This is a genomic window from Streptomyces longisporus (assembly GCF_039532765.1).
In the GTDB taxonomy this organism is placed as follows: domain Bacteria; phylum Actinomycetota; class Actinomycetes; order Streptomycetales; family Streptomycetaceae; genus Streptomyces; species Streptomyces longisporus.
Genome location: NZ_BAAASG010000017.1, coordinates 114,085 through 138,331 on the forward strand (window position 1 = coordinate 114,085; position 24,247 = coordinate 138,331).

Annotated in this window: 27 protein-coding genes and 1 pseudogene; 4 read left to right on the plus strand and 24 right to left on the minus strand. The window is 69.6% G+C overall.

The genetic code is table 11. The features are described 5' to 3' along the window. Positions 1 to 10: 10 nt before the first annotated feature. Together ABD355_RS34275 and rlmN are read right to left on the minus strand one after the other, a co-directional pair. On the minus strand, positions 11 to 1,087 hold the full coding sequence (locus tag ABD355_RS34275; RefSeq protein ID WP_344404820.1) for a thiamine ABC transporter substrate-binding protein: 1,077 nt from the start codon (positions 1,085 to 1,087) through the stop codon (positions 11 to 13). Positions 1,088 to 1,305: 218 nt separating this feature from the next. Continuing rightward, positions 1,306 to 2,412: a dual-specificity RNA methyltransferase RlmN gene (gene rlmN, locus ABD355_RS34280; RefSeq protein ID WP_030943230.1), complete on the minus strand. Its 1,107-nt coding sequence runs from the start codon at positions 2,410 to 2,412 to the stop codon at positions 1,306 to 1,308. 804 nt (positions 2,413 to 3,216) lie between these two features. On the opposite strand from rlmN, the gene ABD355_RS34285 reads away from it, so the two are divergent. The 3 genes and pseudogenes from ABD355_RS34285 to ABD355_RS44890 all read left to right on the plus strand — a co-directional run. Beyond that, entirely contained in the window at positions 3,217 to 3,762 is a 546-nt protein-coding gene (locus tag ABD355_RS34285) for a MarR family winged helix-turn-helix transcriptional regulator (RefSeq protein ID WP_344404821.1), read from the plus strand. Continuing rightward, positions 3,759 to 4,751: a DMT family transporter gene (locus tag ABD355_RS34290; protein WP_344404822.1), complete on the plus strand. Its 993-nt coding sequence runs from the start codon at positions 3,759 to 3,761 to the stop codon at positions 4,749 to 4,751. The genes ABD355_RS34285 and ABD355_RS34290 overlap by 4 nt, the downstream gene beginning before the upstream one ends. 449 nt (positions 4,752 to 5,200) lie before the next feature. After that, positions 5,201 to 5,690 (plus strand): annotated as a pseudogene (locus ABD355_RS44890) (phage integrase central domain-containing protein); the annotation flags it as partial. Between the two features lie 115 nt (positions 5,691 to 5,805). Here ABD355_RS44890 and ABD355_RS34300 read toward each other — a convergent pair. The 6 genes from ABD355_RS34300 to rpsB all read right to left on the minus strand — a co-directional run bounded on the left by ABD355_RS34300 (position 5,806) and on the right by rpsB (position 11,109). Continuing rightward, the gene (locus ABD355_RS34300) at positions 5,806 to 6,255 is read right to left on the minus strand and encodes an SRPBCC family protein (RefSeq protein ID WP_344404824.1); all 450 of its coding nucleotides are present in this window, start codon (positions 6,253 to 6,255) and stop codon (positions 5,806 to 5,808) included. A 172-nt stretch (positions 6,256 to 6,427) separates the two neighbouring features. After that, a complete protein-coding gene (locus tag ABD355_RS34305) occupies positions 6,428 to 7,564 on the minus strand; it encodes a phosphatidate cytidylyltransferase (RefSeq protein WP_344404825.1) in 1,137 nt (378 codons plus the stop codon). Beyond that, positions 7,564 to 8,121 carry a ribosome recycling factor gene (gene frr, locus ABD355_RS34310; RefSeq protein WP_030943211.1) on the minus strand — a complete coding sequence of 186 codons (558 nt, stop codon included), beginning with the start codon at positions 8,119 to 8,121 and terminating at the stop codon, positions 7,564 to 7,566. The genes ABD355_RS34305 and frr overlap by 1 nt, the downstream gene beginning before the upstream one ends. Before the next feature lie 147 nt (positions 8,122 to 8,268). Continuing rightward, a complete protein-coding gene (pyrH, locus tag ABD355_RS34315) occupies positions 8,269 to 9,030 on the minus strand; it encodes a UMP kinase (RefSeq protein ID WP_344404826.1) in 762 nt (253 codons plus the stop codon). A 185-nt stretch (positions 9,031 to 9,215) separates the two neighbouring features. Continuing rightward, complete coding sequence (gene tsf, locus ABD355_RS34320; protein ID WP_344404827.1) at positions 9,216 to 10,052, minus strand: translation elongation factor Ts; 837 nt, start codon at positions 10,050 to 10,052, stop codon at positions 9,216 to 9,218. 157 nt (positions 10,053 to 10,209) lie between these two features. Next, a complete protein-coding gene (gene rpsB / locus ABD355_RS34325; protein WP_344404829.1) occupies positions 10,210 to 11,109 on the minus strand; it encodes a 30S ribosomal protein S2 in 900 nt (299 codons plus the stop codon). 273 nt (positions 11,110 to 11,382) lie between these two features. Between rpsB and ABD355_RS34330 the strand changes: the two genes are divergently transcribed. Beyond that, positions 11,383 to 11,946: a M23 family metallopeptidase gene (locus tag ABD355_RS34330; protein WP_344404830.1), complete on the plus strand. Its 564-nt coding sequence runs from the start codon at positions 11,383 to 11,385 to the stop codon at positions 11,944 to 11,946. Between the two features lie 104 nt (positions 11,947 to 12,050). On the opposite strand, the gene ABD355_RS34335 is transcribed toward ABD355_RS34330, so the two are convergent. The 16 genes from ABD355_RS34335 to rpsP all read right to left on the minus strand — a co-directional run bounded on the left by ABD355_RS34335 (position 12,051) and on the right by rpsP (position 24,230). Then, a complete protein-coding gene (locus ABD355_RS34335) occupies positions 12,051 to 12,608 on the minus strand; it encodes a TetR/AcrR family transcriptional regulator (protein WP_344405026.1) in 558 nt (185 codons plus the stop codon). Between the two features lie 74 nt (positions 12,609 to 12,682). Then, positions 12,683 to 13,525 carry an RNA polymerase sigma factor WhiG gene (gene whiG / locus ABD355_RS34340; protein WP_344404831.1) on the minus strand — a complete coding sequence of 281 codons (843 nt, stop codon included), beginning with the start codon at positions 13,523 to 13,525 and terminating at the stop codon, positions 12,683 to 12,685. Positions 13,526 to 13,796: 271 nt separating this feature from the next. Then, the gene (gene dprA / locus ABD355_RS34345; protein ID WP_344404832.1) at positions 13,797 to 14,957 is read right to left on the minus strand and encodes a DNA-processing protein DprA; all 1,161 of its coding nucleotides are present in this window, start codon (positions 14,955 to 14,957) and stop codon (positions 13,797 to 13,799) included. Then, positions 14,954 to 16,579, minus strand: coding sequence for an ATP-binding protein (locus ABD355_RS34350; RefSeq protein ID WP_115905635.1), 1,626 nt, complete (start codon positions 16,577 to 16,579; stop codon positions 14,954 to 14,956). The genes dprA and ABD355_RS34350 overlap by 4 nt, the downstream gene beginning before the upstream one ends. Then, positions 16,579 to 16,983, minus strand: coding sequence for a YraN family protein (locus tag ABD355_RS34355; protein WP_344404833.1), 405 nt, complete (start codon positions 16,981 to 16,983; stop codon positions 16,579 to 16,581). The genes ABD355_RS34350 and ABD355_RS34355 overlap by 1 nt, the downstream gene beginning before the upstream one ends. A gap of 87 nt (positions 16,984 to 17,070) precedes the next feature. Beyond that, positions 17,071 to 17,379: a DUF2469 domain-containing protein gene (locus ABD355_RS34360; protein WP_003965949.1), complete on the minus strand. Its 309-nt coding sequence runs from the start codon at positions 17,377 to 17,379 to the stop codon at positions 17,071 to 17,073. A 56-nt stretch (positions 17,380 to 17,435) separates the two neighbouring features. After that, positions 17,436 to 17,969 (minus strand): NUDIX hydrolase, encoded by a 534-nt coding sequence (locus ABD355_RS34365; protein WP_344404834.1) that lies wholly within the window; start codon positions 17,967 to 17,969, stop codon positions 17,436 to 17,438. Further along, positions 17,959 to 18,735: a signal peptidase I gene (lepB, locus tag ABD355_RS34370; protein WP_344404835.1), complete on the minus strand. Its 777-nt coding sequence runs from the start codon at positions 18,733 to 18,735 to the stop codon at positions 17,959 to 17,961. The genes ABD355_RS34365 and lepB (ABD355_RS34370) overlap by 11 nt, the downstream gene beginning before the upstream one ends. 91 nt (positions 18,736 to 18,826) lie before the next feature. Next, positions 18,827 to 19,834, minus strand: coding sequence for a signal peptidase I (gene lepB, locus ABD355_RS34375; RefSeq protein WP_344404837.1), 1,008 nt, complete (start codon positions 19,832 to 19,834; stop codon positions 18,827 to 18,829). Continuing rightward, the gene (gene lepB / locus ABD355_RS34380) at positions 19,722 to 20,834 is read right to left on the minus strand and encodes a signal peptidase I (protein WP_344404838.1); all 1,113 of its coding nucleotides are present in this window, start codon (positions 20,832 to 20,834) and stop codon (positions 19,722 to 19,724) included. Before lepB (ABD355_RS34380) ends, lepB (ABD355_RS34375) begins: the two co-directional genes overlap by 113 nt. Then, positions 20,827 to 21,555: a signal peptidase I gene (gene lepB, locus ABD355_RS34385; protein WP_344404839.1), complete on the minus strand. Its 729-nt coding sequence runs from the start codon at positions 21,553 to 21,555 to the stop codon at positions 20,827 to 20,829. Before lepB (ABD355_RS34385) ends, lepB (ABD355_RS34380) begins: the two co-directional genes overlap by 8 nt. Positions 21,556 to 21,600: 45 nt before the next feature. Beyond that, positions 21,601 to 21,951: a 50S ribosomal protein L19 gene (gene rplS / locus ABD355_RS34390; RefSeq protein ID WP_030866123.1), complete on the minus strand. Its 351-nt coding sequence runs from the start codon at positions 21,949 to 21,951 to the stop codon at positions 21,601 to 21,603. Positions 21,952 to 22,085: 134 nt separating this feature from the next. Next, on the minus strand, positions 22,086 to 22,919 hold the full coding sequence (gene trmD / locus ABD355_RS34395) for a tRNA (guanosine(37)-N1)-methyltransferase TrmD (protein ID WP_344404840.1): 834 nt from the start codon (positions 22,917 to 22,919) through the stop codon (positions 22,086 to 22,088). 3 nt (positions 22,920 to 22,922) lie between these two features. Continuing rightward, positions 22,923 to 23,465 (minus strand): ribosome maturation factor RimM, encoded by a 543-nt coding sequence (gene rimM, locus ABD355_RS34400; RefSeq protein ID WP_344404842.1) that lies wholly within the window; start codon positions 23,463 to 23,465, stop codon positions 22,923 to 22,925. Between the two features lie 94 nt (positions 23,466 to 23,559). Next, positions 23,560 to 23,799, minus strand: a complete 240-nt coding sequence (locus tag ABD355_RS34405) for an RNA-binding protein (RefSeq protein WP_003973401.1) — start codon at positions 23,797 to 23,799, stop codon at positions 23,560 to 23,562. A 2-nt stretch (positions 23,800 to 23,801) separates the two neighbouring features. Further along, positions 23,802 to 24,230, minus strand: coding sequence for a 30S ribosomal protein S16 (rpsP, locus tag ABD355_RS34410; protein WP_344404843.1), 429 nt, complete (start codon positions 24,228 to 24,230; stop codon positions 23,802 to 23,804). Positions 24,231 to 24,247: the final 17 nt, after the last annotated feature.

The following is a 24,247-nucleotide window of genomic DNA, read 5'->3' on the forward strand; positions in this document are numbered from 1 at the left end:
TGGCGGACGGCTACTTCAGTACGAGTGACGTCCACGACTTGACCCACTGGTCACGGTTGGCGGCGATCTTGCTCGGGGTCATGGTCTCGGGGTCCTTGGCCGGCTGCCCGTACTTCATGAACTCCGGCGGCACCTTGGCGCCCTCGATCACCGGGTAGACGAACATGTTGAGCGGCATGTCCTCCTGGAACTCCTTGCCGACCAGGAAGTCGATGAACGCCTTCCCGCCCTTGGTGTTCCGGGCGTTGCTGAGCAGTCCGGCGTACTCGATCTGCCGGAAGCAGGTGCCGTACGACGTTCCGATCGGCGCGTCCTTCGGCTTCGGGTTGCCGTAGATGACCTCGGCGGGCGGCGAGGAGGCGTAGGAGACGACGAGCGGCCGGTCCGCCTTGGCCTTCTTGCCGCCCGCGGACCCGGAGAACTCCTCGTTGTAGGCCTGCTCCCAGCCGTCGACGACCTTCACGCCGTTCGCCTTGAGCTTCTTCCAGTAGCCCTGCCAGCCGGTGTCGCCGTACTTGGCGGCCGTGCCGAGCAGGAAGCCGAGCCCGGGCGAGGAGGTGGAGGCGTTCTCGGTGACGAGGAGGTTCTTGTAGGCGGGCTTGACGAGATCGTCGAACGATTGGGGCGGCGCCAGCTTGTGCTTGCTGAAGTACGCCTTGTCGTAGTTGACGCAGATGTCACCGGAGTCGATCGGTGTGACCCGGTGCCCCGCCTGGTCGACCCGGTACTGCGCCTGGATGCGGCCCGCGCCCTTCGCCTCGTACGACTGGAACAGCCCGTTGTCGAGCGCCCGCGAGAGCAGGGTGTTGTCGACGCCGAAGAAGACGTCGCCCTGCGGGTTGTCCTTGGTGAGGATGGCCTTGTTGACGGCCTGCCCGGCATCGCCGCTCTTGAGGACCTTGACCTTGTATCCGGACTGCTTCTCGAAGTCCGCGAGGACGTTCTTCGAGACGGCCCACGAGTCGTGGCTGACGAGGGTCACGGTCTTGGAGTCCGACGAGCTTCCGCTGCCGGACGACGTCCCGCACGCGGACAGCGTGATCAGGCCGAGGCCGACCGCGGCGGCCACGAACGTCTTGGTGTGCACTGAATTCCTCCTGGCTGACCAGGAAGAGACGCGGCCCTGCCCGGGAGCGCCGGAGCATTCCACCGGCTCCCGGGCAGGGCGCAACAGCTCGAGTGAAGACCGAACTTCCTACCCAGAATGACCTGGGCAAGGTTCAGAGGGTCTGCGGCCCGGTTGCCGCACTCTCAGCGCTGTGGCGCTCCCCTGTCGGAATATGAAGATGTACGTACGGGCTCAGGTTACCGCTCGGTGGCCGCGAGCTGACCGCAGGCCCCGTCGATCTCCTGGCCCCGGGTGTCCCGGACGGTCACCGGCACACCATGCGCGGCGATGGCTTCGACGAAGGCCTTCTCGTCCTCGGGCCGGGAGGCGGTCCACTTCGAGCCGGGCGTCGGGTTCAGCGGGATGAGGTTGACGTGCACGGGCTTGCCGCGGAGCAGGCGCCCGAGCCGGTCACCGCGCCACGCCTGGTCGTTGATGTCGCGGATGAGCGCGTACTCGATGCTGAGCCGCCGCCCGCTCTTCTCGACGTACTCGAAGCCGGCGTCGAGGACCTCGCGCACCTTCCACCGCGTGTTGACGGGGACGAGGGTGTCGCGCAGCTCGTCGTCCGGCGCGTGCAGCGAGATGGCGAGCCGGCACTTGAAGCCCTCGTCGGCGAACCGGTGGATCGCGGGCACCAGGCCGACGGTCGAGACGGTGATGCCGCGCTGCGACAGTCCGAGCCCGTCGGGGGCGGGATCGGTGAGCGCCCGCACGGCCCCCACCACGCGCTTGTAGTTGGCGAGCGGCTCGCCCATCCCCATGAAGACGATGTTGGAGAGCCGGGCGGGCCCTCCGGGCACCTCGCCGTCCCGCAGCGCCCGCATCCCGTCGACGATCTGGTGCACGATCTCGGCGGTGGACAGGTTCCGGTCGAGCCCGGCCTGCCCGGTGGCACAGAACGGGCAGTTCATCCCGCACCCGGCCTGCGAGCTGATGCACATGGTCACCCGGTCCGGGTAGCGCATCAGCACCGACTCGACGAGCGTCCCGTCGAACAGCCGCCACAGGGTCTTGCGTGTCGTCCCCTGGTCGGTCGACAGATGCCGTACGACCGTCATCAGCTCGGGAAGCAGCGCCTCCTGCAGCTTGCCGCGCGAACCGGCCGGGATGTCGGTCCACTCCGCCGGGTCGTGCGCATACCGCGCGAAGTAGTGCTGCGACAGCTGCTTGGCACGAAACGGCTTCTCGCCGATCTCGGCCACCGCTTCCTTGCGCTCGGCGGGCGTGAGATCGGCAAGATGCCGCGGCGGCTTCTTGGCTCCGCGGGGGGCGACGAAAGTGAGTTCTCCGGGCTTAGGCATGGCTGTACCAGTGTCGCAGATCGAATCGAGTGACCTGGGGCTGCGAGCCGGGGCATCTGTCACTGGCGGTCGTCATCCGTCGCCGCTGAGCGGCCTCGGACGGCCCACAGACGGCCCGAAACTCTCGGATCATCCAGCGTCTGACCAGCTAGCATCGCTGCCGGTCCAGGGGACGGGGGCGCCATGGCAGTCGGCCGCAAGGGTTCGCGACGCATCGTCGTCGACGGCACGACTTACCGCTGGCGTCTGCGCCGCCGGCCCACGTACGACCAAGCGCTCTGTGACCGGCCGTGCACATACGCAGTGCAGCACGCGGACACCCCGGGCACGACCCTGGTCGTCACCACGAATCAGCCTCATGCCAGCAACTGGTTTGGCGCGCCAAGTGCCGCGGTTCTCCCCAGCGACGTCGCCGCCGCTATCGCGTCGGCTCTCCGTCAGGGGTGGTCCCCTACGCAGCAGGGCTCACCTTTCCACCTGGACCAGTCCGAAGGCTTCGCGGCCGGCCCCGGCGCTGCACGCAGCTGAGCCACTCTTGGCCAACGGGAAGCCAAGCGCTTAGAAGCTTGGTTCTTGTATCCCTGCAACGCGTCCGAGCTGCTCCGATGGATGACTGGGCGCCGCCGGACGCGAAGCTTGGACACGCACCGACAGACGTGGACGCACACTCGCGTGGTTGCTCGTGAATTTGGCAGGCTGCCAGTTCGGTCATGCGGTCACGATCTGCACGCGGGCTGCCACGCGATCTACCCGACTGGGTAGTCGAACGAGACACTCATGCATGAGTCATGCATGATAGATGTCATGGGTACGGATTCCATCGCCATGGACGGCCGGACGGCGAACCTGCTGGGTGCCCTGGTCACCGCTTTGGGTGACGCTCAGCGGACGGCGAGCGAGGACGCGTCGGGGCAGAGCGGGGCCACCCCGGCCGCCCTCACCTACCTGTTGCAGGAGCCCGGCGCCGGCATCGACCAGATCTCCGGCCCGCTCGGTCTGACCCAGTCCGCCGCCACCCGGCTGGTGGACCGGCTGGAGCGCGACGGCAAGGCGCGACGGGAGCCGGGCGCCACCGGCCGGAAGGTGTCCGTCTTCCTCACGCCGGAGGGCACACGTGAGGCCGAGCGGCTGCTGGAGCTGCGGCGCGGTCTCATGGGCGACGCGATGTCCGTGCTCCGGCCGGACGAGAGAACCGTACTGACCGGCCTCATCGAGCGGATGCTGGCCCATCTGACCACCGACGCCGATCACGGACAGCGCATCTGCCGCATGTGCGCCCTGGACGAGTGCCCCAAGCAGTCGTGCCCGGTCGACACCGCGGCCGCCGCCCGGACGAAAGGACCGTCATGAACAGGACCTTCCGGCTGCGGCCGGGTCACAGCAGGTTACGGACAGGCGCCGTGGTCGGGCTGCTGCTCGTCACCGCCGTCTGGGGCGCCACGTTCCTGGTCGTCAAGGACGCCACCGTCGGTATGCCCGTCTTCTCCTTCCTGACCTGGCGGTTCGCCATCGCCGCCGTGGTGATGGCCGCGATTCGCCCGTCGCTCGTCCGCCGTGTCGATCGCGGCACACTGGGGTGCGGAGCGGCGGCCGGTTTCCTGCTGGGCATGGCCTTCATCCTGCAGACCCTGGGCCTGCAGCACACGTCGGCGGCCGTCAGCGGATTCCTCACCGGCCTCTTCGTCGTCCTCACCCCGCTCCTGACCTGGCTGCTGTTCCGCCAGCGCCTCTCGCCGCTCGCGTGGACGGCGGCACTGACCGCGACCGCCGGCCTGGCGCTCATCACGCTCAGCGGCGTCTCGTTCGGCTCGGGAGAGGCGCTCACCCTGCTGTGTGCCGTCTGCTTCGCGCTGCATCTGCTGGCATTGGGACGCTGGTCCCCGGGACGGGACGCCTACGCGCTCACCGTGGTCCAACTGGCCACCGCCGCGCTGATGTGCCTGATCGGCACCGTCCCGCACGGCGTGCGGGTCCCGCACGACGCCGGTGCCTGGACGGCGGTCCTGGTCACGGCGGTGCTGGCCTCGGCCTTCGCCTACATGGTGCAGACCTGGGCGCAGAAGCATGTGACGGCGACCCAGGCCGCGGTGATCCTCACCATGGAACCGGTCTTCGCGGGCCTGTTCGCCGTGCTTGCAGGCGGCGAGCGCCTCACCCTCTCCACCCTGGCCGGCGGCGCCCTCGTGGTGACGGCGATGTTCCTGGTCGAGGTTCCCGGAGCGACGTCCGAGACCTCCGCGGCCGACGAGCCGTCAGCCGGATCCGCAAGTCCCACCGACCGGACACCCGAAGGGCATGGGGTTGCCGCAGGTCACCGCTTTAGGAGCGAGGTCAGGTGATCAAGGGCGTGACCTGCGCTGTCCTGGTCTTGGTGGATCTTCGTTAGTCCATCCCTTGGGCGCCCTGGTTCCCCGCTTGTTCTGGCACGGCTGTGGCACGGGCGGGGGAGCCATCTCACCAGATATGACGGAGGGGTTCGGGCCGGACCCCGAACCCCTCGCACCAAGAGCGCGTCGAAGGCTGGCGGGTACCTCCGCCGTGGCGGAATGCTCTTGATGGGCGCGCCCTGACATTGTCACCGGCGGGCTGCGGCACGAGGCGACTGTAGCGGCCCGATTGTCATGATCGCCAAACGGTCAAGGGCGATGCCTTGTACGGAAGTTGTCGCGCATCTGAGGCTGATCACGCGGTCGGCGGAGTCTCAATGGTCAAGGACCGGTGTACCGGCGAGGTCGCCGCCGACGCTGACACGGGCGCCACGCTGATGACCGTGGACGTGATGTTCGTGGTCGCGTCGGACATGTCGCGCGGCCGGACATCGACCCGCGCGCGGCCCGGACCACCTTCAAGAGCTACTCCGAGAAGTGGCTCAAGGCCCACACCGCCGACGTGTCCAGCCGGTCGTGACCGAACAACGGCTGCGTCTGCACGCGTTCCCAGTCCTCGGTACGCGCCCGCTCGACTCCTTCCGCCCCGAGCACATCCGCGGACTCATCAGCGCCCTGGAGGCGAACCCTGCCGTGAGCGACGTGTACGCGCGCAACATCTACGGCGACGTTCGAGCGGTGCTGAGTGCGGCCGTGGACGACGGTCTGTTGCCTCGTAACCCGTGTTCCGCGAAGTCCGTGCGCCCTCCGAGCGCTGAGCGGCGTCGCGTCGTGCCGTGGCTGCCGACCCAGGTGCTCGCCGATCGCGAGGCGCTCCCGGAGCGGTACCGGGCCATGGTGGACACGGGAGCGGGGTGTGGACTCCGGCAAGGAGAGATCATGGGCCTGGCTGCGAGCGGCAGACGGCCCAGGGACGGCCCCAGGGTCAGACCTTACATCTCGTTCACGGAACCACTGCGGGGGAAAGTGCCCCCTCCAGGTGGCCTGCGACGGCTGCAAGGCGTGCCTAGGCGGTGGTGTGCTCCAGCTTGTCCTTGAGCAGTTGCTCGTTGCGCGGCATCTCCTTGCGGACCTGCGGGCGGATGACCAGGGGGAGCAGGACCTTGCCGATGCCGTGGCCCTCGAAGTCGAGGTCCATGGTGACGTGGGTGCGGCGGCCGTCGTCGAGGGGCGTGATCTCGCCGTGGAAGTTGCCCCGGACCGGGCCGTCGATCCCGCGCACGGTCCAGGAGCGCTGCGGCTCGTACTGGGTGCACTCCATGGTCATGGGGACGTCGCGGCGGCCCATGTGGCGGGTGACGCGGACCCGGGATCCGAGTCCGAAGGGGCGGTCGTCGAGCTGTTCGGTGGCGACCGCGCTCAGCTGCCACTCCGGCAGGTGCGAGGGATCGATCATGTACGCCCAGACATCCTCGGGACGGCGGTCCACGTCGAACTCTTCATGGATGGCGGACATGGCGCCTCCTCTTCGGGAGATCCCCTTTGAGGGCTTACACCGGAATCGTCCCACTCGGCCGACCGGTCCGCCATCGTCCGAGAAGCGTGGAGCCCCCACCCTCGGAAGGGCGGGGGCTCCATACATCACGGCCGGTCAGCCGGACCCCACGAACAGCAGCATCGCCCTGCCCTCAACCGCTCCCGACGAACAGCACCATCAACAACCACACCACCGGCGCGGTCGGCAGCAGGGAATCCAGCCGGTCCATGATGCCGCCGTGGCCCGGCAGCAGCGTGCCCATGTCCTTGATGCCCAGGTCCCGCTTGATCATCGACTCGCCGAGGTCGCCGAGAGTGGCGCTGGCCGCGACCGCGAGGCCGATGATCAGGCCCTGCCACCAGGCGCCGTCGTCGATCAGGAACTGCATGCACAGCGCGCCCGCCACCATCGCGAAGGTGACTGCGCCGAGCAGGCCCTCGCGGGTCTTGCCGGGGCTGATGCGCGGGGCGAGCTTGTGGCTGCCGAAGCGCCAGCCGACGGCGTACGCGCCCGTGTCGCTGACCACCGTCAGCAGAAGGAAGGTCAGCACGCGCCAGGGGCCGTCCTCGGCCGTCAGCATCATGGCCACGAACGTTGCCAGGAAGGGCACGTAGAAGGCCGCGAAGACGCCCGCCGTGACGTCCTTGAGGTAGCCCTCCGGTGGCTCCGTCATGCGCCATACGAGGACGGCGAGCGCCGTGAGCGCCATGGCGACCCACGCGCCCTCGGCGCCCCGCACATAACCGGCGACGACCATCGCTCCGCCGCCGAGTGCCAGCGGGACCAGGGGCGCCTTGATGCCCTTGCGCTCCTGGAGGCGGCTGGTCAGCTCCCACAGGCCGACCACGACGGCGACCGCGATCACGCCGACGAACACGGCCTTGACGATGAACAACGACGCGATGATCACTACACCGAGCGCGACACCGACGCCTATGGCCGCGCCCAGGTCGCGGCCCGCGCTCTTCTTCTGCGGGCGGGGCGCCGGCTGCGGGGCGTCGGGCATGGGCTCCGGATTCTGCTGCGCCGCCGGGTAGGGCGGCGACTGAGGGGGTTCGTCGCGGAACAAGGGGCCGCTCAGCCGAGCGGCCCCCCGGTCGTCATCCTGGTCACCGCCGTACGCGGGTACCTCGGGCACGATGGGCATGGGGCGAGTCTGCTGCGCCTTGGGCGCATCGTACGCGGGACCCGCCGGGGCTTCCCCCTGGACAGGTCCCTGGTCGGACGGCCCCCAGTACCCCGCCTGCGACCCGGTGTGGGGCGGCGTTCCCCAGGAAGAGTCGTTCATCAGACCTCGAGCAGCTCCGCTTCCTTGTGCTTCAGGAGCTCGTCCACCTGAGCCACGTACTTGTGGGTGGAGTCGTCGAGTTCCTTCTCCGCACGGCGGCCCTCGTCCTCGCCGACCTCGCCGTCCTTGATCAGCTTGTCGATGGCGTCCTTGGCCTTGCGGCGCACGGAGCGGATGGACACGCGTGCGTCCTCGGCCTTGCCCTTGGCGACCTTGATGTAGTCGCGACGGCGCTCCTCGGTGAGCTCGGGGAACACCACCCGGATGATGTTGCCGTCGTTGCTCGGGTTGACGCCCAGGTCGGAGTCGCGGATCGCCTGCTCGATGTTGCGCAGCGCCGTCTTGTCGAACGGGGTCACTACCGCCATGCGCGGCTCCGGCACGGAGAACGAAGCCAGCTGGTTGATCGGCGTCGGCGCGCCGTAGTAGTCGGCCACGATCTTGTTGAACATCGCCGGGTGCGCACGACCGGTGCGGATCGCGGCGAAGTCCTCCTTGGCGACCACGACGGCCTTCTCCATCTTCTCCTCGGCCTCGAGGAGGGTCTCTTCGATCACCACTTGCTCCTGCGTGTCTTGAGTAGGCCCGGCTGCTGTTCCATAAGCGTGGGGGCGGCGGCCGGCTGCGTCGCGTCTTCTTCCTGCACGGTTCCCGACCTGCGGGACATTGTCCATCCCCCGGTCAGGGTCCGTGGGTGTTGCTGGTCAGTCCCGGCTGCCGTGGTCACCCACAAGCGTGCCGATCTTCTCACCCTTGACGGCGCGGGCGATATTGCCCTCGGCCAGGAGCTCGAAGACGAGGATCGGGAGCTTGTTGTCGCGGCACAGCGTGATCGCGGTGGCGTCGGCGACCTTGAGGTCGCGGGTGATGACCTCGCCGTAGCCGAGGGAGTCGAACTTGACGGCGTCCGGGTTGCGCTTGGGGTCGGAGTCGTAGACCCCGTCCACGCCGTTCTTGCCCATCAGCAGCGCCTCTGCGTCGATCTCCAGGGCGCGCTGGGCGGCGGTGGTGTCGGTGGAGAAGTACGGCATGCCCATACCGGCGCCGAAGATGACGACCCGGCCCTTCTCCAGGTGGCGCACGGCGCGCAGCGGGATGTACGGCTCGGCGACCTGGCCCATGGTGATGGCGGTCTGCACCCGGCTGTCGATGCCCTCCTTCTCCAGGAAGTCCTGGAGGGCGAGGCAGTTCATCACGGTGCCGAGCATGCCCATGTAGTCGGAGCGGGCACGGTCCATGCCGCGCTGCTGCAGTTCGGCGCCGCGGAAGAAGTTGCCGCCGCCGATGACGACCGCGATCTGCGCCCCGTCCCGTACGACGGCCGCGATCTCGCGGGCGATCTTGTGCACCACGTCGGGGTCCACTCCCAGGCCCCCGCCACCGGAGAAGGCCTCACCGGACAGCTTCAGCAGGAACCGGCCGCGTACTTTGCCGTCGTCGCTCTTCTGGGGCTTGGTGGTGGTCATGGAGATCCCGCCTCTTTCACGTGTTGCACATACGAAGAAGGCCATTGCCGCTGGGGTGTTGGCATCCCATGCTCGGCAATGGCCTCCTCGTCAGATCTGCTGTCGTCCGGCACGCGCGTGCGTGCCGGACGGCCGGACGGCTGCACTCGACCCTATCGGGCCGAGACGCCGATCGCGGCACGGACTCAGATGCCGACCTTGATACGCGTGAAGCGCTTCAGGGTGACACCGGCCTCGTCCAGGACCTTCTGGACGGACTTCTTGTTGTCGAGCGCGTACGGCTGGCCGAGCAGCGTGGCGTCCTTGAAGAAGCCGTTGAGGCGACCCTCGACGATCTTCGGCAGGGCGGCCTCGGGCTTGCCCTCGGCGCGGGTGGTCTCCTCGGCGACGCGGCGCTCGGACTCGATGACCTCGGCCGGGACGTCCTCCTTGGAGAGGTACTTCGGCGCGAAGGCGGCGATGTGCTGGGCGACGCCCTTGGCCAGGTCGGCGTCGGCCTTGTCCAGCTCGACCAGGACACCGATCTGCGGGGGCAGGTCGGGCATGGTGCGGTGCATGTAGGAGAAGACGAAACCGTCGGCGAACTGCGCGAAGCGGTCCAGGACGATCTTCTCGCCGAGGTTGGCGTTGGCCTCGTCCACGAACGCCTGGACGGTCTTGCCGGCCTCGATCTCGGAGGCGAGCAGGGCCTCGAGGTCGGCCGGGGAGGTCTTGGCGACGTGCTCGGCGATCGCGTTGGCGACGGCCTGGAACTTCTCGCCCTTGGCGACGAAGTCCGTCTCGCACTTCAGCTCGACCAGGACACCGGAGGTGTTGTCGTCGGCGATGAGGGAGACCACGGCACCGTTCTCGGCGGAGCGGCCCTCGCGCTTGGCGACGCCCTTCTGGCCCTTGATGCGGAGCGCCTCGACGGCCTTGTCGACGTTGCCCTCGGCCTCGTCCAGCGCCTTCTTGCAGTCCATCATGCCGGCGCCGGTGAGCTCACGAAGCTTCTTGACGTCGGCGGCGGTGTAGTTCGCCATGAGTCTGTGAATCTTTCTCGAAGTCTGGAAGATCGAAGATCTACGGGGTCTACGGCCCCCATGTAGCCGGGGGCCGCTGACTCGCCGCTGACCTACGGGTGAACGGCGGGGGCGGACTTCACGCCGCCCCCGCCGTCAACCTCTGACGCTGACGGGGTCAGGCCTGCTCGGCGTCCGCGGCCGGAGCCTCGGCGGCCGGAGCCTCAGCCGCGGGGGCCTCGGCGGCGGGGGCCTCGGCAGCGGCCTCGGCCGGCTTCTCGGCGGCTTCCTCGGAGTCGGCCTTCTTCTCGCCCTCGAGCAGGTCGCGCTCCCACTCGGCGAGCGGCTCGCCCGCGGCCTTCTCGCCCTTGTCGCCGGTGGCGACGCGCGAGCGGCTGATGAGGCCCTCGGCGACGGCGTCGGCGATCACACGGGTGAGCAGGGTGACGGAGCGGATCGCGTCGTCGTTGCCCGGGATCTTGTAGTCGACCTCGTCCGGGTCGCAGTTGGTGTCGAGGATCGCGACGACCGGGATGTTGAGCTTCCGGGCCTCACCGACCGCGATGTGCTCCTTCTTGGTGTCCACGATCCAGACGGCGCTGGGCACCTTCTGCATCTCGCGGATACCACCGAGGGTCTTCTCCAGCTTGGCCTTCTCGCGCGAGAGCACGAGAAGCTCCTTCTTGGTCAGACCCGAAGCGGCGACGTCCTCGAAGTCGATCTGCTCGAGCTCCTTGAGGCGCTGCAGACGCTTGTAGACGGTGGAGAAGTTGGTGAGCATGCCGCCCAGCCAGCGCTGGTTGACGTAGGGCATGCCGACGCGGGTGGCCTGCTCGGCGATGGCCTCCTGCGCCTGCTTCTTCGTACCGACGAACATGACCGTGCCGCCGTGGGCGACGGTCTCCTTGACGAACTCGTAGGCGCGGTCGATGTACGACAGCGACTGGAGCAGGTCGATGATGTAGATGCCGTTGCGCTCGGTGAAGATGAAGCGCTTCATCTTCGGGTTCCAGCGACGGGTCTGGTGACCGAAGTGGACGCCGCTCTCCAGCAGCTCCCGCATCGTGACGACGGCCATGGCCGTATCTCCTTGAGTTTCTCGGTTGTGCCGCGGGGACCGGACGGCTCCCGCGCCTGACGCCCGCGATGCGCCTTGCCACGAGGGACCGAGAGGCGCTGACACCGACCGCGTGGCGGCTCGATGTCGGGGCGTGCGAAGTCGACCCGGTGACCCGGATCGCCAGAAGAAGTGTACGGGACCCGCGAGGCACCGGGTGACGCCGCTGTCCACAACCGGGGAGTAGTCCACAGCTACCGGCCGTGATCGGGGGCGGCGCGGGAGGCTTCTCGCATGCGAGCGAGGCGATACGTGCAGATGACGTGGGCGGCACTGCTGGGACTGGCGTTGACCGCCCTGTCCCCCTGGGCCTGGGCGGACGACCCGCCCCCTGCCCCGGACCCGCCGGTCCCTGCCGTCGGCCGCGCCTGGCCGGTGGGCACCCACCCCACTGTCCTACGAGGCTGGGAGCCCCCGGCGACGGTCTACGGCCGCGGCCACCGGGGCGTGGACCTGGCAGCCCCGGCCGGAACCCCGGTGAGAGCGGTGGCAGCCGGCCGCGTCTTCTTCGCGGGCCGGGTGGCAGGCCGCGGCGTGATCTCCGTACAACTGACGGCCACGAACCTGCGAACGACCTACGAACCGGTGACGGCCTCGGTGCAAAAGGGCGACGAGGTGACGCCGGGCGAGGTGGTGGGGACGGTGGAACCGGGATCCGGCCACTGCACGGTCACATGCGTGCACTGGGGCCTGCTGAGGGGCGACACCTACCTGGACCCCTTGTCCCTGCTCCCGCCGTGGCTGCTGCACCGGGGCCCGTCGAGGCTGTTGCCGGTCCTGGGGGTGCCGCTGCCGTAGCCTGCGGGCGATCGTGCCGCTCGGGGCGGCTCCCGCCCCAGAGAGAGGCGGCACCCCGCAAGCGCGGGCCGGCGACATGCCCCCGAGGGCAACCCGCAGCACCGTCAGCCGCGAACTCCCCGCAGCGCCATGGCCACTGCAGCCTCAGTGATCGCCGAAGGCTCCTCCGCCGCCCCCAGCTCGATCCGCCGCACAGCCGCGTCCACAATCCCCTGCACCAACATCGCGGCCAACCGGGGCGAAGCATGCCCCATCTCCCCGAGCGCCTCGACGATCATCGCGACCAGCCCCCCGTGCGCGGCCCGGATCTTCTCCCGGGCCCCCGCATCCAGCTCGCTCGCGGAGATCGCCACCACGGCCCGATGCCGCCGGTCCCCGACCAGCACCAGCTGCTGGCGCACATACGCCTCGACCTTGCCCTCGGCCGACCCCGCCCGCTCCATCGCCGCCGAGACCTCCGCGGCCCACACCGGGAAGTCGACCGCGCACAGTTCCTCGACGACGGCCGCCCGGGAGCGGAAGTACTCGTACACGGACGACCGTGCGAGCCCCGTCCGCTCGGCGAGGGCCGGGAACGTCAGCGCCTCCGTCCCACCCTCGGACAGCAGAGACCGGGCCGCGTCCAGCAGGGCGGCTCGCTGCATCGACCGGTGTTCGGCCACCGAGGCCGCTCGAATCCTTGGCACGTCAACCACTTTACGGACGGACCACCCCTGACGGGAGTGAGTCGGGCCGCTCAGCGTCCGAAGCTCGCCAGCTTCGCCCGCAGCTGCAGCACCGACTTGGTGTGGATCTGGCTCACCCGGCTCTCGGTCACGCCGAGCACGTTCCCGATCTCGGCGAGCGTGAGGCCCTCGTAGTAGTACAGCGTGACCACGGTCTTCTCCCGCTCGGGCAGGGTGTTGATCGCCCGGGCCAGGAACCGTCTGAGCTCCCGGTCCTCGGCCACCTCCACGGGGTTGTCGGCGGCGGTGTCCTCCAGCGTGTCCATCACGCTGAGCCCGTCCCCGCCCTCGCCCCCCACGTGCAGCAGCTCTTCCAGGGCCACCACGTTGGCCAGCGACAACTGGCTGAACACGGCGTGGAGTTCATCGACGGGGATGCCCATCTCGACGGCCACCTCGCCCTCCGACGGTGTCCGTCTCAGACGCGCCTCCAGGGTCGCGTACGCCCGCTCCACGTTCCGCGCCTTCTGCCGCACCGATCGCGGGATCCAGTCCAGAGCCCTGAGCTCGTCGATCATCGCGCCCCGGATCCGGGTGATCGCGTACGTCTCGAACTTGATCTCCCGGTCGATGTCGAACTTCTCGATCGCGTCGATGAGCCCGAAGACCCCGGAGGAGACGAAGTCGGCCTGCTCCACGTTGGGCGGCAGACCGACGCTCACCCGTCCCGCCACATACTTCACCAGCGGCGAGTAGTGCAGGATCAGCTGCTCCCGCAGCCGCTCGTCGCCCGTGTCCTTGTACGACCGCCACAGCTCGTCGAGCGTCGAGGGAGCGGGCGGCCGCACGCTGCCACCGTCACGGGCGGCTGGGGGGATCGCCGCCCGGTCGGACCCGGAGGTGTGCTGGGGCATTCGTCGCCTTGTGCCGTTCTGCCGTGAAGTGGGGGTGCCTGGGTGAGCTGTCGGTCTGGTGTCGAGATGCCGGTCTGTGCCGGAATCCTCGTGAGCGTAGCGTGACTGAAGTGTCGCGGTGCGCGAAGACCGGCGCGGAACGGGTGCGCAGATACGTTCCGCAGGACGCCCCACAGAGTCATGACGATCGCTGTGCGTGACCGCCGGAGGACGTCAACTACGCGCATTTGCACAGGTGTCAGGCTTCCCCCGGACGGCCGAACACGCTCGGTCAACACGGACTGCGACCCCCGCGGACGGAGATCATCGCCTGGCGTGTCAACTTCCAGCCGTCGCCGTGTCGTTCGACGTAACCGAGTGATCGGAGTTCGTACAGTCTCGCGATCGCGTCGTCCTGCGTGGTCTGCGCACCCCGCGCGATGTCACCGGGCGGCGCCGAGCCGCGGCCGGGCAGTGCGGCCAGGACGCGGCGGGCGCCGGGCTCCAGCAGATCGCGGGGCAGCACGGGTCCGCGCCGGTCCGGGGCGAGCTGGCCCATGTCGCCGACCAGCTCGACGACTTCCGCGGCGTCGGTGACGAGCACGGCGTCGCCCCGCAGAAGCTCGTGCACTCCGGCGGACAGGCCGCTGGTGGCCGGCCCGGGCACGCCCATCGTGTGCCGCCCCAGCCGCTGCGCGGCCCGTGCCGTGACCAGCGAGCCGCTGCGGTGCGCGGCCTCGACGACCACGGTGCCCCTGGTCAGGGCGGCGATCACCCGGTTGCGCACGATGAATCTGCTCGGTGTCGGGTGATCGCCGGGCGGCAACTCCCCGATCACCAGTCCCTGTTCCGCGATCCTGCCGAGCAACTCGGTGTGTCCGCGCGGGTAGGCCCGGTCGGCCCCGCAGGCCAGCACCGCGACGGTGGCACCCCCGGCGCCGAGGGCGCCCCTGTGGGCGGCGCCGTCGACCCCGTAGGCGCCGCCGGACACCACCACCCAGCCGTGCTCGGCGAGCCCGGCGCCGAGCGTGGCCGCCATGTGCGCCCCGTACTCGGTGCAGGCCCGTGCCCCGACGACGGCGACGGATCTGAGCGCCCACATCCGCAGACTGGCCCGTCCCCGCACCCACAGGCCCACCGGCCGGGCGTCCCCCAGGTCGTCGAGCTGCCCGGGCCACTCGCCGTCCCCGGGCGCCACGAACCGCATGTCGGCCTGCTGGGCGGCGGCGAGATCCCGCTCGGGCTCGGCCTGCCCGGCCCGGTCCAGCAGCCCCGCCCACCGCTTGTCGGTGATGCCGACGAGCTGCGGCCCGCCCTCGCGCAGCCGTCGCGCCACTTCCACCGCGCCGAGTTCCCGCAGCCACCGCCCGCCGACCTCGTCCCCCGGTTCGAGCACACGGCTGAGAAGGACACGGGCGAGCAGCTCGTCGGCCGGACTGTCACCGGGGCTCATGTCAGCGCCCCGATGGCCATGGGCACTCCGCGCGGCACGCCGGTGCGCAGTTGCAGCGCCAGGGCGACGTCGGTCGCGTCGGGCCGGTCGTGGCCCACGAGGTCCGCGACGGTCCAGGCGACGCGCAGCACGCGGTCGAGCCCGCGGGCGGTCAGCACGCCCCGCTCCAGATTCCGCTCCGCCTCGTCCATCGCACCGGCCGCGGCGTGCCAGCGGCTGCGCAGCTCCCGCCCGGGGACCTCGCTGTTGGTCCGCCACGGCGTGCCCACGAGCCGGGCCGCCGCACGCTCCCTGGCCGCCCGCACGCGGTCGGCGACCGTCGTGGTGGACTCGCCGCCGGCGCCCCGCTGGGTCAGCTGGGCGCGGGTGACCCGGTCGACCTCGACGCGCAGGTCGACCCGGTCGAGCAGCGGGCCGGACAGCCGCGCCTGGTAGCGGCGGATCGCCGAGGGCGGACACTCGCAGAAGTCGTCCGCCTGGGAGAAGCGGCCGCAGGGGCAGGGGTTCGCCGCGAGCACCATCAGGAATTTCGCCGGGAACCGCACGACACCCGCGCTGCGCGCGATCACCACGTGCCCCGCCTCCAAGGGCTGCCGCAGCGCGTCGAGGGCGTGGCTGCTGAACTCGGGCGTCTCGTCGAGGAAGAGCACGCCCCGATGCGAGAGCGAGACCGCGCCGGGTCGTGCGATGCCCGGGCCGCCGCCCACCAGCGCCTGCATGGTGGCCGAGTGGTGCGGGGCGCAGTAGGGAGCGACGTCGATCAGGGGCTTGCCCGGCGGCAGCAGACCTGCCACCGAGTGCACCGCCGTGACCTCCAGGGACTCCTGCCTGCCGAGCAGCGGGAGGATCGCGGGGAGCCGCTCCGCGAGCATGGTCTTCCCGGCGCCGGGCGGGCCCTCCAGGAACAGATGGTGGCCGCCCGCCGCGGCGACCTCCACCGCCGTCCGCGCCGAGATCTGGCCCACCACGTCGGCGAGGTCATGGCCCTGGTCGTGCTGGGCGGCGCCCAGGCTGTGCATCCCCGTGGCCGCGCCCGTGCCGGGCACCCGCAGACCCGCGAGCAGCGGATCGGGACGGCCCTGCTCGTCCGGTTCCTCCTCGGGTACCGGCTCGTCCGCCAGGACGGCGATCAGCTGGCGCAGGCTGCGCACGCCCAGGACGGAGACACCGGGCACCAGCGAGGCCTCGGCGGCCGCGCACTCGGGCACGACCACCTGCTCGTAGCCGGCGTCCGCCGCGGCCAGCACCGCCGGCAGGATGCCCCGCACCGGCCGGACGCGGCCGTCCAGACCCAGCTCTCCGATCATGACGATGTCGGCGAGCACCCGTGGGTCGATCCGCTCGCAGGCGCCGAGCACGGCGCAGGCGACGGCCAGATCGAAGCCACTTCCGGCCTTCGGCACCGAGGCCGGGCTCAGCCCCACCGTCAGCTTCTTCTGCGGCCATTCGCCGCCCGAGTTGACGACGGCCGCCCGCACCCGGTCCCGGCTCTCGCTCAGGCTCTTGTCCGGCAGCCCCACCAGCGTGAACGCCGCCACCCCCGGCTCCAGATCCGCCTGGACCTCGACCACCACACCCTCGACGCCGACGAGCGCCACCGAGCACGTACGCGCGAACCCCATCACGCCACCCCCCGCGCGTGTTCGACCACAGGTGCGCCGCGGTCGGGGAGCACGACGCCCACCAGGTCGATACGGACGCCGCCCGGCGGAGCCCCGCCGTGTTCCTGCGCCCAGCGTTCCGCCAGGCCGCGCAGGCGCTGCGCCTTCGTCGGCGTGACCGCAGCCATCGGGTGCTGGAAAATGCCCGCCCTGCGGGTCTTCACCTCGCAGACCACCAGGACGTCCCCGTCCCGGGCCACGATGTCGATCTCACCCGTCCTGCCCGAGCGCCAGTTGCGCTCCAGGACCGTCATACCGGCGTCCGCCAGCCGCCGCGCGGCCAGATCCTCGCCGTACCTGCCCATGGCGCTGCGTTGTGCGTTGCGTGTCCTCATGTCGGCACCACCTCCGGCGCCAACCGTCACGCATCCGCTCCCACCAAGTGGATCTTGGTGGACTACTCGGCGGTTGTGGACAAACTCGTCACCCACACGAGCGACCTACCGTGGCCGTCAGCCGCCCGGCAGCTCGAGATCGCTCTTGTTCAGCTCCTCGATGTTCACGTCCTTGAACGTGAGTACCCGCACCTGCTTCACGAACCGAGCCGGCCGGTACATGTCCCAGACCCAGGCGTCCGCCATCGACACTTCGAAGAACACCTCGCCCTGGACCGAGTGCACCTGCATCTCGTAGTCGTTGGTCAGGTAGAAGCGCCGCTCGGTCTCGATCACGTATTTGAACAGACCGACGACATCGCGGTACTCCCGGTAGAGCTTCAGCTCCATCTCGGTCTCGTACTTCTCGAGGTCCTCGGCGCTCATGGCAGCTTCCCCTTCAGCCGTGCGATCCCACCATTGTGCGCCAGTCCCGTGAGCCCCTAGACGATTTCGGGGTCAAGGGTCACGGGGCCGGCCGGGGGACCTTCGTCGAGCAGCCTGCACAGCAGCTCGGCGAGTCTGGTCGGGTACACGGTCTCATGCGCCCGGGCAAGTTCCCGACACGTCCACCAGCGTGCTCCGGCGACGCTGCGCCGCTCCAGTTCCGTGAGGCCGGTGGCCCCGGGCACCACCCTGGACGTGTCCCTCGTACGGGCCAGGTAGTACCACTCGTCCTGGTCCCAGCGGCGGCCCGCGAACGGGAACGAGCACATCCGCCGCCACAGCACCGGGCCGAGTTCGACATCGGTGATGCCGGTCTCCTCGGCGAGTTCCCGGAGAGCGGCCTCCTCACGACTCTCGTCGCCCTCCAGTCCGCCGCCGGGCGTGAACCACCAGTCGTCGGCCGGATCGTCCGGCTCATGGCCGTGCAGGAGCAGGATGCGGTCCTCGGGGTCGAGCAGCACCACCCGGGCCACCTTGCGCAGCCCGCCCCGGTACGAGTCCTCGTACCCACCCGCAGCCTCAGCGGGCACCCACGGGCTCCGTCCGCGCACGGGTGCGGCGCCCGCCCGTCCGCTTGGCGATCGGGCCGTACGCGCCGCCGCCGAGGACGAGCACGGCGCCGGCCACGATCAGGGTGACGATGGTCCGCAGCGGGCCCGGCTGGGAGAGCACGCCGAGGGTCTCGAAGCCGGTGGGGCGTTCCAGCATGCCCTTCATGGGCCAGACGACGGCATCCACGCGGGCCGTCACGGCGGAGCGCGCGACGGTGCCCTGGGCGGCGTCACTGAGGTGGGCGGAGGAGTCCAGCGACCCCTGGCGCTCGTCGCCGAGCAGGAACAGGCGGCCCTGGGGGACCTTCACGGTCGGGATGTTCTTGTCCTCGACGACGCTGCCCTTGAGGTAGCCCTCGTCGATCTGCTTGCCGTTGACGGTCAGCTTGCCGTTCGTGCAGCAGGAGACCGTGTCACCGCCGACCGCGACCACGCGCTTGACCACGGAGGCGTTGGTCACCCAGGACTTGTCGTTGAACACGACGACGTCGCCCCGGCGGATCTCACTGCCGTCGACGCGCTGGGCCAGGACCCGGTCGCCGGCGTCGATCGTCGGCGTCATCGAGGTGGTCGGCACGGTGTACGGCCGGTAGACCACCGCTCCCCAGCCGAATCCGCCGAGGAACAGCACAATGCCCAGTGCGACGGCCAGTCCGGACAGTCGCTGTCCGGTCCTGCTGCCCACCGGGCCCGTGCTCTTGCCACCGCTGCGCGGGGCCGTACGCGTAGTGCTCTCGCCACCCATGGGTCCGCACCCTACCCGGCAGTACCTGACCCGGTCAGCCCCTCATGGCCGACCGAGGTCACAGCTGCACCAGGGCTTCACCAAGGCACGGTCAGGCGGAGTGCTCCGCGTCCGCTTTGCGGGGCTCGGCCGCCGCGATCTTCCTACGACGCCACAGGGCCGCCGGAACCACCCCGGTCAGGGCGAGCGCGTTCGGGGCGGCCGTCAGGGCGGCGGACGCCGAGGACTGGTCGTTCAGTCCCGGCTGGTCGAAGGTGTCCGGGATCGGGAGGGTGTCCCAGCGAGTGATGGGCCAGGCGATGACGATGGCACGTCCGACGACCTTGCTCACCGGAACCATGCCGTTGTGCTTGTCGCTCTGGTTGTAGCGCGAGTCCCGCGAGTTCTGACGGTGGTCGCCCATGACCCAGATGTAGCCCTTGGGGACCTTCACCGTGAACTGGCCGCCCTGGTCGTCGACGCTGCACGGGGTGTTGCCCGCGTACACGAACGACGCGTCGTTGAGCGCCTTGCCGTTGACCCTGAGCGGGCCGGAGCCCTTGCAGGAGACGGTGTCGCCGCCGACGCCGATGACGCGCTTGATGAGGTCCTTCTCTTCGGCGGACGGCATCAGGCCGATCCAGCTGAGGGCCTTCTGCAGCGGGTTCGGATTGGCCGTGGGCTCGCCCGCCAGCCAGTTGTCCGGATCGTGGAAGACGACGACCTCGCCACGCTCCGGCTTCGAGCCGAACCAGGGGGTGAGTTTGTCGACCAGGACCCGGTCGCCCTGCTGCAAGGTGTTCTGCATCGAGTCCGAAGGGATCGAGAACGCCTGCACCAGGAACGTCTTGATCAGCAGCGCGAGCACGAGCGCGATGCCGATCAGGATGGGCAGCTCCTTCCAGAAGGAGCGTTGCTTCTTGGACTTGGGGGGTGTCCCGTCCGACCCCTGTTCCTCGGTCCGGTTCCGCTCGCCCGGCGTCCTGCCGTCGTCGGTCGCCCCGGAGTCACTCCCGGAGGTCACGGCGCTGTCCGCGGCCGGGACGGCTGCGGAAACCCCTTGGACGGGCTGTCCGCGGTGCTCCTCGCCGTCGTGTCCGGACCGTGCGCCAACCGCCACATCCCCCACGCCAACTCCTTACTCTGTGCCGCTGCCTGCCCCAGACGCGGTGCAGGCCCACCACTCCCATAACGAGCGGGAGTTCCGCAGGGCTCGGGAGTTGGACCGTTCCGTTGAAATAGTCAGGAGCAACCCTATGCGACAGCTGCGGGGACGCGGTCGTCCCCGACACGGAGTTGGAGACGGAGGAGAAAGTTTTAGGTTCTTTCAAGGAGGTCCAGTGGCCGAAGGGCCAGGCGATGACCATCGCCCGTCCCACCACGGAGTCCTCCGAGACCGTGCCGCCGTACGGCGTGTTCTGATGCGCGCGGGAGTCCGCGGAGTTGCCCCGGTGATCGCCCATCACCCACAACCGCCCCTTGGGGACGGTGATGTCGAACGGCTGTGTGGAGGGGGCGTTTCCGGGATACAGATAGTCGCCCTCGGTCAGGGGAACGCCGTTGACGGTCACCCGCCCCTGCGTGTCACAGCACTTGACGTGGTCGCCGCCGACGCCGATGACCCGCTTGATGAGGTCCTTCTCGTTGTCGGACGGCAGCAGGCCGATGAAGGTGAGCCCCTCCTTGACCTGCTTGACGACGACGGGGTCGCTCTTCTTGGTCGTGGTCTGCTCGCCCGCGAGCCAGCCGCCCGGGTCCTTGAACACGACGACGTCCCCGCGCTTGGGCTTCGAGCCGAACCACGGGGTGAACTTGTCGACGAGGACACGGTCGCCGATCCGGATCGTCTGCTCCATGGAGCCGGACGGGATCACGAACGCCTGGACGAGGAACGTCTTCAGGACCAGGGCTATGAGGACCGCGACGCCGACGAGGAGGGGTATCTCCTTGACCGCGCTGCGCCTGCGCTTTCGTTTGACCTTGCGCTGCAGCTTGCGCCGCTCGGCGCGGGTGCGACCGCCGCCCCCGGCCACCGGTCCGGAGGCGCGTCGGGAGCCGGTGGGCAGCAGCCCGTCGGCCGGGCCGCTCGCGACACCGCGCGGTTTGCCACGGTTACCCATGCGCACCGTCCGCGGCGGGCACGCGCGCGTAGGCGCCGGGACGCTGCAGGCGGGTCCAGTGGGCGCTGGGCCAGACGATCCAGTCGGCGCGTCCGATGACGTCCGAGACGGGGATCATGCCGCCGCCGGGCGAGCCCAGGTGGTCGCGGGAGTCGCTGGAGTCGCTGCGGTGGTCGCCGAGGACGAAGAGGGTGCCGTCGGGCACGACGACGGTGAAGGGCACCGTGGAGGGGCTGTCACCGGGGTGGAGGAACGTCGACTCGTCGACCGACCGGCCGTTCACCTCGATCCTCCCCTCCCTGTCGCAGCAGACCACATGGTCTCCCCCTACGCCCACGACGCGTTTGATGTAGTCGGCGTTGCCGAAGTACCCGGTGCCGTCGAACACGACGACATCGCCGCGCCGCGGCTCGGCACCGAAACGGTACGCCAACTTATTTACGAGAACGCGGTCGCCGATCCTCAACCCGTTTTCCATGGATCCGCTGGGAATCTGGAATGGTTGGACCACGAAAGTGTTGAGGAGCAGCAAAAACACCAGGCAGACGAGGAGCGTCAGACTGATCCGCCCCCCGGGCAACAAGTCGGCGACCCGCGACACCAACGCGAAACGCGACCGTCCCTCCGGCCCCTCTGTGTCCGAGATCTCCCGGGAGACGTCCTCGGAATCGGAAGGGCGGGAGGAGCGGTCGCGCTCCGTGTGCTGTGCTTCGGTGTCCATCGGGGCCAGATGCTATCCGGCCCCGGTATGAACGCCTGCGCGAGCTCAGCTGTCGCGCTTCTCCTTGATCTTCGCGGCCTTACCGCGCAGCTCGCGCAGGTAGTACAGCTTGGCGCGACGCACGTCACCGCGGGTGACGAGCTCGATCTTCTCGACGATCGGGGTGTGCACCGGGAAGGTGCGCTCGACGCCGACGGAGAAGGAGACCTTGCGGACCGTGAAGGTCTCGCGGACACCGGCGCCCTGGCGGCGGATCACAACGCCCTTGAACTGCTGCACACGGGAGCGGTTGCCCTCGATGACGCGGACGTGGACGTTGACGGTGTCACCCGGGCGGAAGGCCGGGACGTCGCTGCGCAGCGACGCGCTGTCGACGGAGTCGAGCAGGTGAGACATTTCGTCTGCTTTCTTCGCCCATGCCACAGGTCATAGGCGGGAACTAGGTTTTCCAGGAGGATGCTGTCCGTGTCGGGGCGGGCGTCGTGTCCCCCTGTGGCAGGGGCGCACGCCGGACGACGCACAACAGCGGCCTATTCTTCCACGCCCTCGGTCCTGCGCCAAAATCGGCCGTACGGCTCCCCCGCCGGGTCCGGGGCCCAGCCCAGGATGGAGAGCATCTCGCGGTCCTTCTTGTCGAAGGCCTTGGGGTCGCAGCGCTCGATCAGGTCGGGCCGGTTGGCCGTCGTACGCCGCAGGGCCTCGTCGCGGCGCCAGCGGGCGATCTTGCCGTGGTGGCCGCTGAGCAGCACGTCGGGGATGCCGCGGCCGCGCCACTCGGGCGGCTTGGTGTAGACGGGGCCTTCCAGGAGGTTGGCCATGGCGCCGGGAGCGAAGGAGTCGTCGCGGTGGGACTCGGCGTTGCCGAGGACGCCGGGCAGCAGGCGGGCCACGGCCTCCGTGATGACCAGCACGGCCGCTTCCCCGCCGGCGAGGACGTAGTCGCCGATGGACACCTCGTGGACGGGCATGCGGGTGGCGTACTCGTCGATCACCCGGCGGTCGATGCCCTCGTAGCGCGCGGGTGTGAAGATCAGCCAGGGGCGCTCGGAGAGCTCGACGGCGAGTTCCTGGGTGAAGGGGCGGCCGCTGGGGGTGGGGACGATCAGCGCGGGCGCGTGCGAGCCGGTTTCGTAGCCGTCCGCGAGGGCCGAGTCCAGGGCGTCGCCCCAGGGGTCGGTCTTCATGACCATGCCGGGGCCGCCGCCGTACGGGGTGTCGTCGACGGTGTTGTGGCGGTCGTAGGTCCACTCGCGCAGATCGTGCACATGGACGTTCAGCTGTCCACGCGCGCGTGCCTTGCCGACGAGCGAGACATTCAGGGGTTCCAGGTACTCGGGGAAGATCGTGACGACGTCGAGGCGCATGTCTTACGACTCTTCCCGGGTGGTCACGATCTCCGCCTGGTCGTCGATCAGGCCGGGCGGCGGGTCGATGACCGCCTTCTGCTCCTCGAGGTCGATCTCCGTGACGATCTCCTCGACGAAGGGGATCAGGACCTCGCTGCCGTCCGGGCGCTCCACGATGAACAGGTCCTGGGAGGGCAGGTGCGAGATCTCGGTGATACGGCCGACCTCGACGCCGTCCTTGGTGACCACGTCCAGGTCCATCAGCTGGTGGTCGTAGTACTCGTCCTCCTCCTCGGGGAGCACCTCGGGGTCCACCTCGGCGATCAGGAGGGTGTTGCGCAGCGCTTCGGCCGCGGTGCGGTCGCGTACGCCCTCGAAGCGCAGGAGCAGGCGGCCGCTGTGGACGCGGCCCGTCTCGATGGTGAGCGGACCCGCCGAGGCGGGATCGGTGGCGAGTACGGCGCCGGGTGCGAGCCGCAGTTCGGGCTCGTCGGTACGGACCTCGACGGTGACCTCGCCCTTGATGCCGTGGGCACGGCCGATCCGTGCGACTACGAGCTGCACTTCCCAGGATCTCCTGTCGTAACGGCTGGTAACGACTACGGGCCGGGGACGGCGCAGTGGCCCTCCCCGGCCCGAGCCGGTGTTGCGTTTGGCGTCAGCGGACGTGGTCCACGTCGACGAGGTCGACGCGGACACCGCGGCCGCCGATGGCGCCCACGACGGTACGCAGAGCGCGCGCGGTGCGGCCGTTGCGGCCGATCACCTTGCCGAGGTCGTCGGGGTGGACCCGGACCTCGAGCACACGGCCGCGGCGCAGGTTGCGCGAGGCGACCTGCACATCGTCAGGGTTGTCGACGATGCCCTTCACGAGGTGCTCGAGAGCCTCCTCGAGCATGCTCAGGCCTCGGTCGGCGCAGACGCAGAGGACTCAGCAGCAGCCTCGTCCTTCTTCTCAGCCTTCTTCTTCTGGGTGATGGCCTCACCCTTGCCCTCGTCGTCGCCGCCAAGGGCCTCGAACGACGGGCGCGTGGCCTTCTCGGCCGGCTGCAGCAGCGGCGCCGGGGCGGGCTCGCCCTTGAACTTCTGCCAGTCGCCGGTCTTCTTCAGGATGGCGAGCACGGGCTCGGTCGGCTGGGCGCCGACACCGAGCCAGTACGCCACGCGCTCGGCGTTGACCTCGATGCGCGAGGGGTTCTGCACCGGGTGGTACAGACCGATCTCCTCGATCGCACGGCCGTCACGACGGGTGCGGGAGTCGGCGACGACGATGCGGTAGTGAGGCGAACGGATCTTGCCCAGACGCTTCAGCTTGATCTTGACTGCCACGGGAGTGGGTTCTCCTG

What these genes read in the sequence shown, in the direction of transcription:
- ABD355_RS34330 (WP_344404830.1), top strand. Translation starts at nt 11,383, where the DNA reads ATGCGAGCGAGGCGATACGTGCAGATGACGTGGGCGGCACTGCTGGGA.
- rpsB (WP_344404829.1), bottom strand. Translation starts at nt 11,109, where the DNA reads ATGGCCGTCGTCACGATGCGGGAGCTGCTGGAGAGCGGCGTCCACTTC.
- ABD355_RS34360 (WP_003965949.1), bottom strand. Translation starts at nt 17,379, where the DNA reads ATGAGCGCCGAGGACCTCGAGAAGTACGAGACCGAGATGGAGCTGAAG.
- tsf (WP_344404827.1), bottom strand. Translation starts at nt 10,052, where the DNA reads ATGGCGAACTACACCGCCGCCGACGTCAAGAAGCTTCGTGAGCTCACC.
- lepB (WP_344404838.1), bottom strand. Translation starts at nt 20,834, where the DNA reads ATGGGTAACCGTGGCAAACCGCGCGGTGTCGCGAGCGGCCCGGCCGAC.
- ABD355_RS34350 (WP_115905635.1), bottom strand. Translation starts at nt 16,579, where the DNA reads ATGGGGTTCGCGCGTACGTGCTCGGTGGCGCTCGTCGGCGTCGAGGGT.
- rplS (WP_030866123.1), bottom strand. Translation starts at nt 21,951, where the DNA reads ATGTCTCACCTGCTCGACTCCGTCGACAGCGCGTCGCTGCGCAGCGAC.
- ABD355_RS34405 (WP_003973401.1), bottom strand. Translation starts at nt 23,799, where the DNA reads ATGCTCGAGGAGGCTCTCGAGCACCTCGTGAAGGGCATCGTCGACAAC.
- ABD355_RS34290 (WP_344404822.1), top strand. Translation starts at nt 3,759, where the DNA reads ATGAACAGGACCTTCCGGCTGCGGCCGGGTCACAGCAGGTTACGGACA.
- trmD (WP_344404840.1), bottom strand. Translation starts at nt 22,919, where the DNA reads ATGCGCCTCGACGTCGTCACGATCTTCCCCGAGTACCTGGAACCCCTG.
- ABD355_RS34285 (WP_344404821.1), top strand. Translation starts at nt 3,217, where the DNA reads ATGGGTACGGATTCCATCGCCATGGACGGCCGGACGGCGAACCTGCTG.
- rlmN (WP_030943230.1), bottom strand. Translation starts at nt 2,412, where the DNA reads ATGCCTAAGCCCGGAGAACTCACTTTCGTCGCCCCCCGCGGAGCCAAG.
- lepB (WP_344404839.1), bottom strand. Translation starts at nt 21,555, where the DNA reads ATGGACACCGAAGCACAGCACACGGAGCGCGACCGCTCCTCCCGCCCT.
- ABD355_RS34305 (WP_344404825.1), bottom strand. Translation starts at nt 7,564, where the DNA reads ATGAACGACTCTTCCTGGGGAACGCCGCCCCACACCGGGTCGCAGGCG.
- pyrH (WP_344404826.1), bottom strand. Translation starts at nt 9,030, where the DNA reads ATGACCACCACCAAGCCCCAGAAGAGCGACGACGGCAAAGTACGCGGC.
- dprA (WP_344404832.1), bottom strand. Translation starts at nt 14,957, where the DNA reads ATGAGCCCCGGTGACAGTCCGGCCGACGAGCTGCTCGCCCGTGTCCTT.
- whiG (WP_344404831.1), bottom strand. Translation starts at nt 13,525, where the DNA reads ATGCCCCAGCACACCTCCGGGTCCGACCGGGCGGCGATCCCCCCAGCC.
- lepB (WP_344404835.1), bottom strand. Translation starts at nt 18,735, where the DNA reads ATGGGTGGCGAGAGCACTACGCGTACGGCCCCGCGCAGCGGTGGCAAG.
- ABD355_RS34300 (WP_344404824.1), bottom strand. Translation starts at nt 6,255, where the DNA reads ATGTCCGCCATCCATGAAGAGTTCGACGTGGACCGCCGTCCCGAGGAT.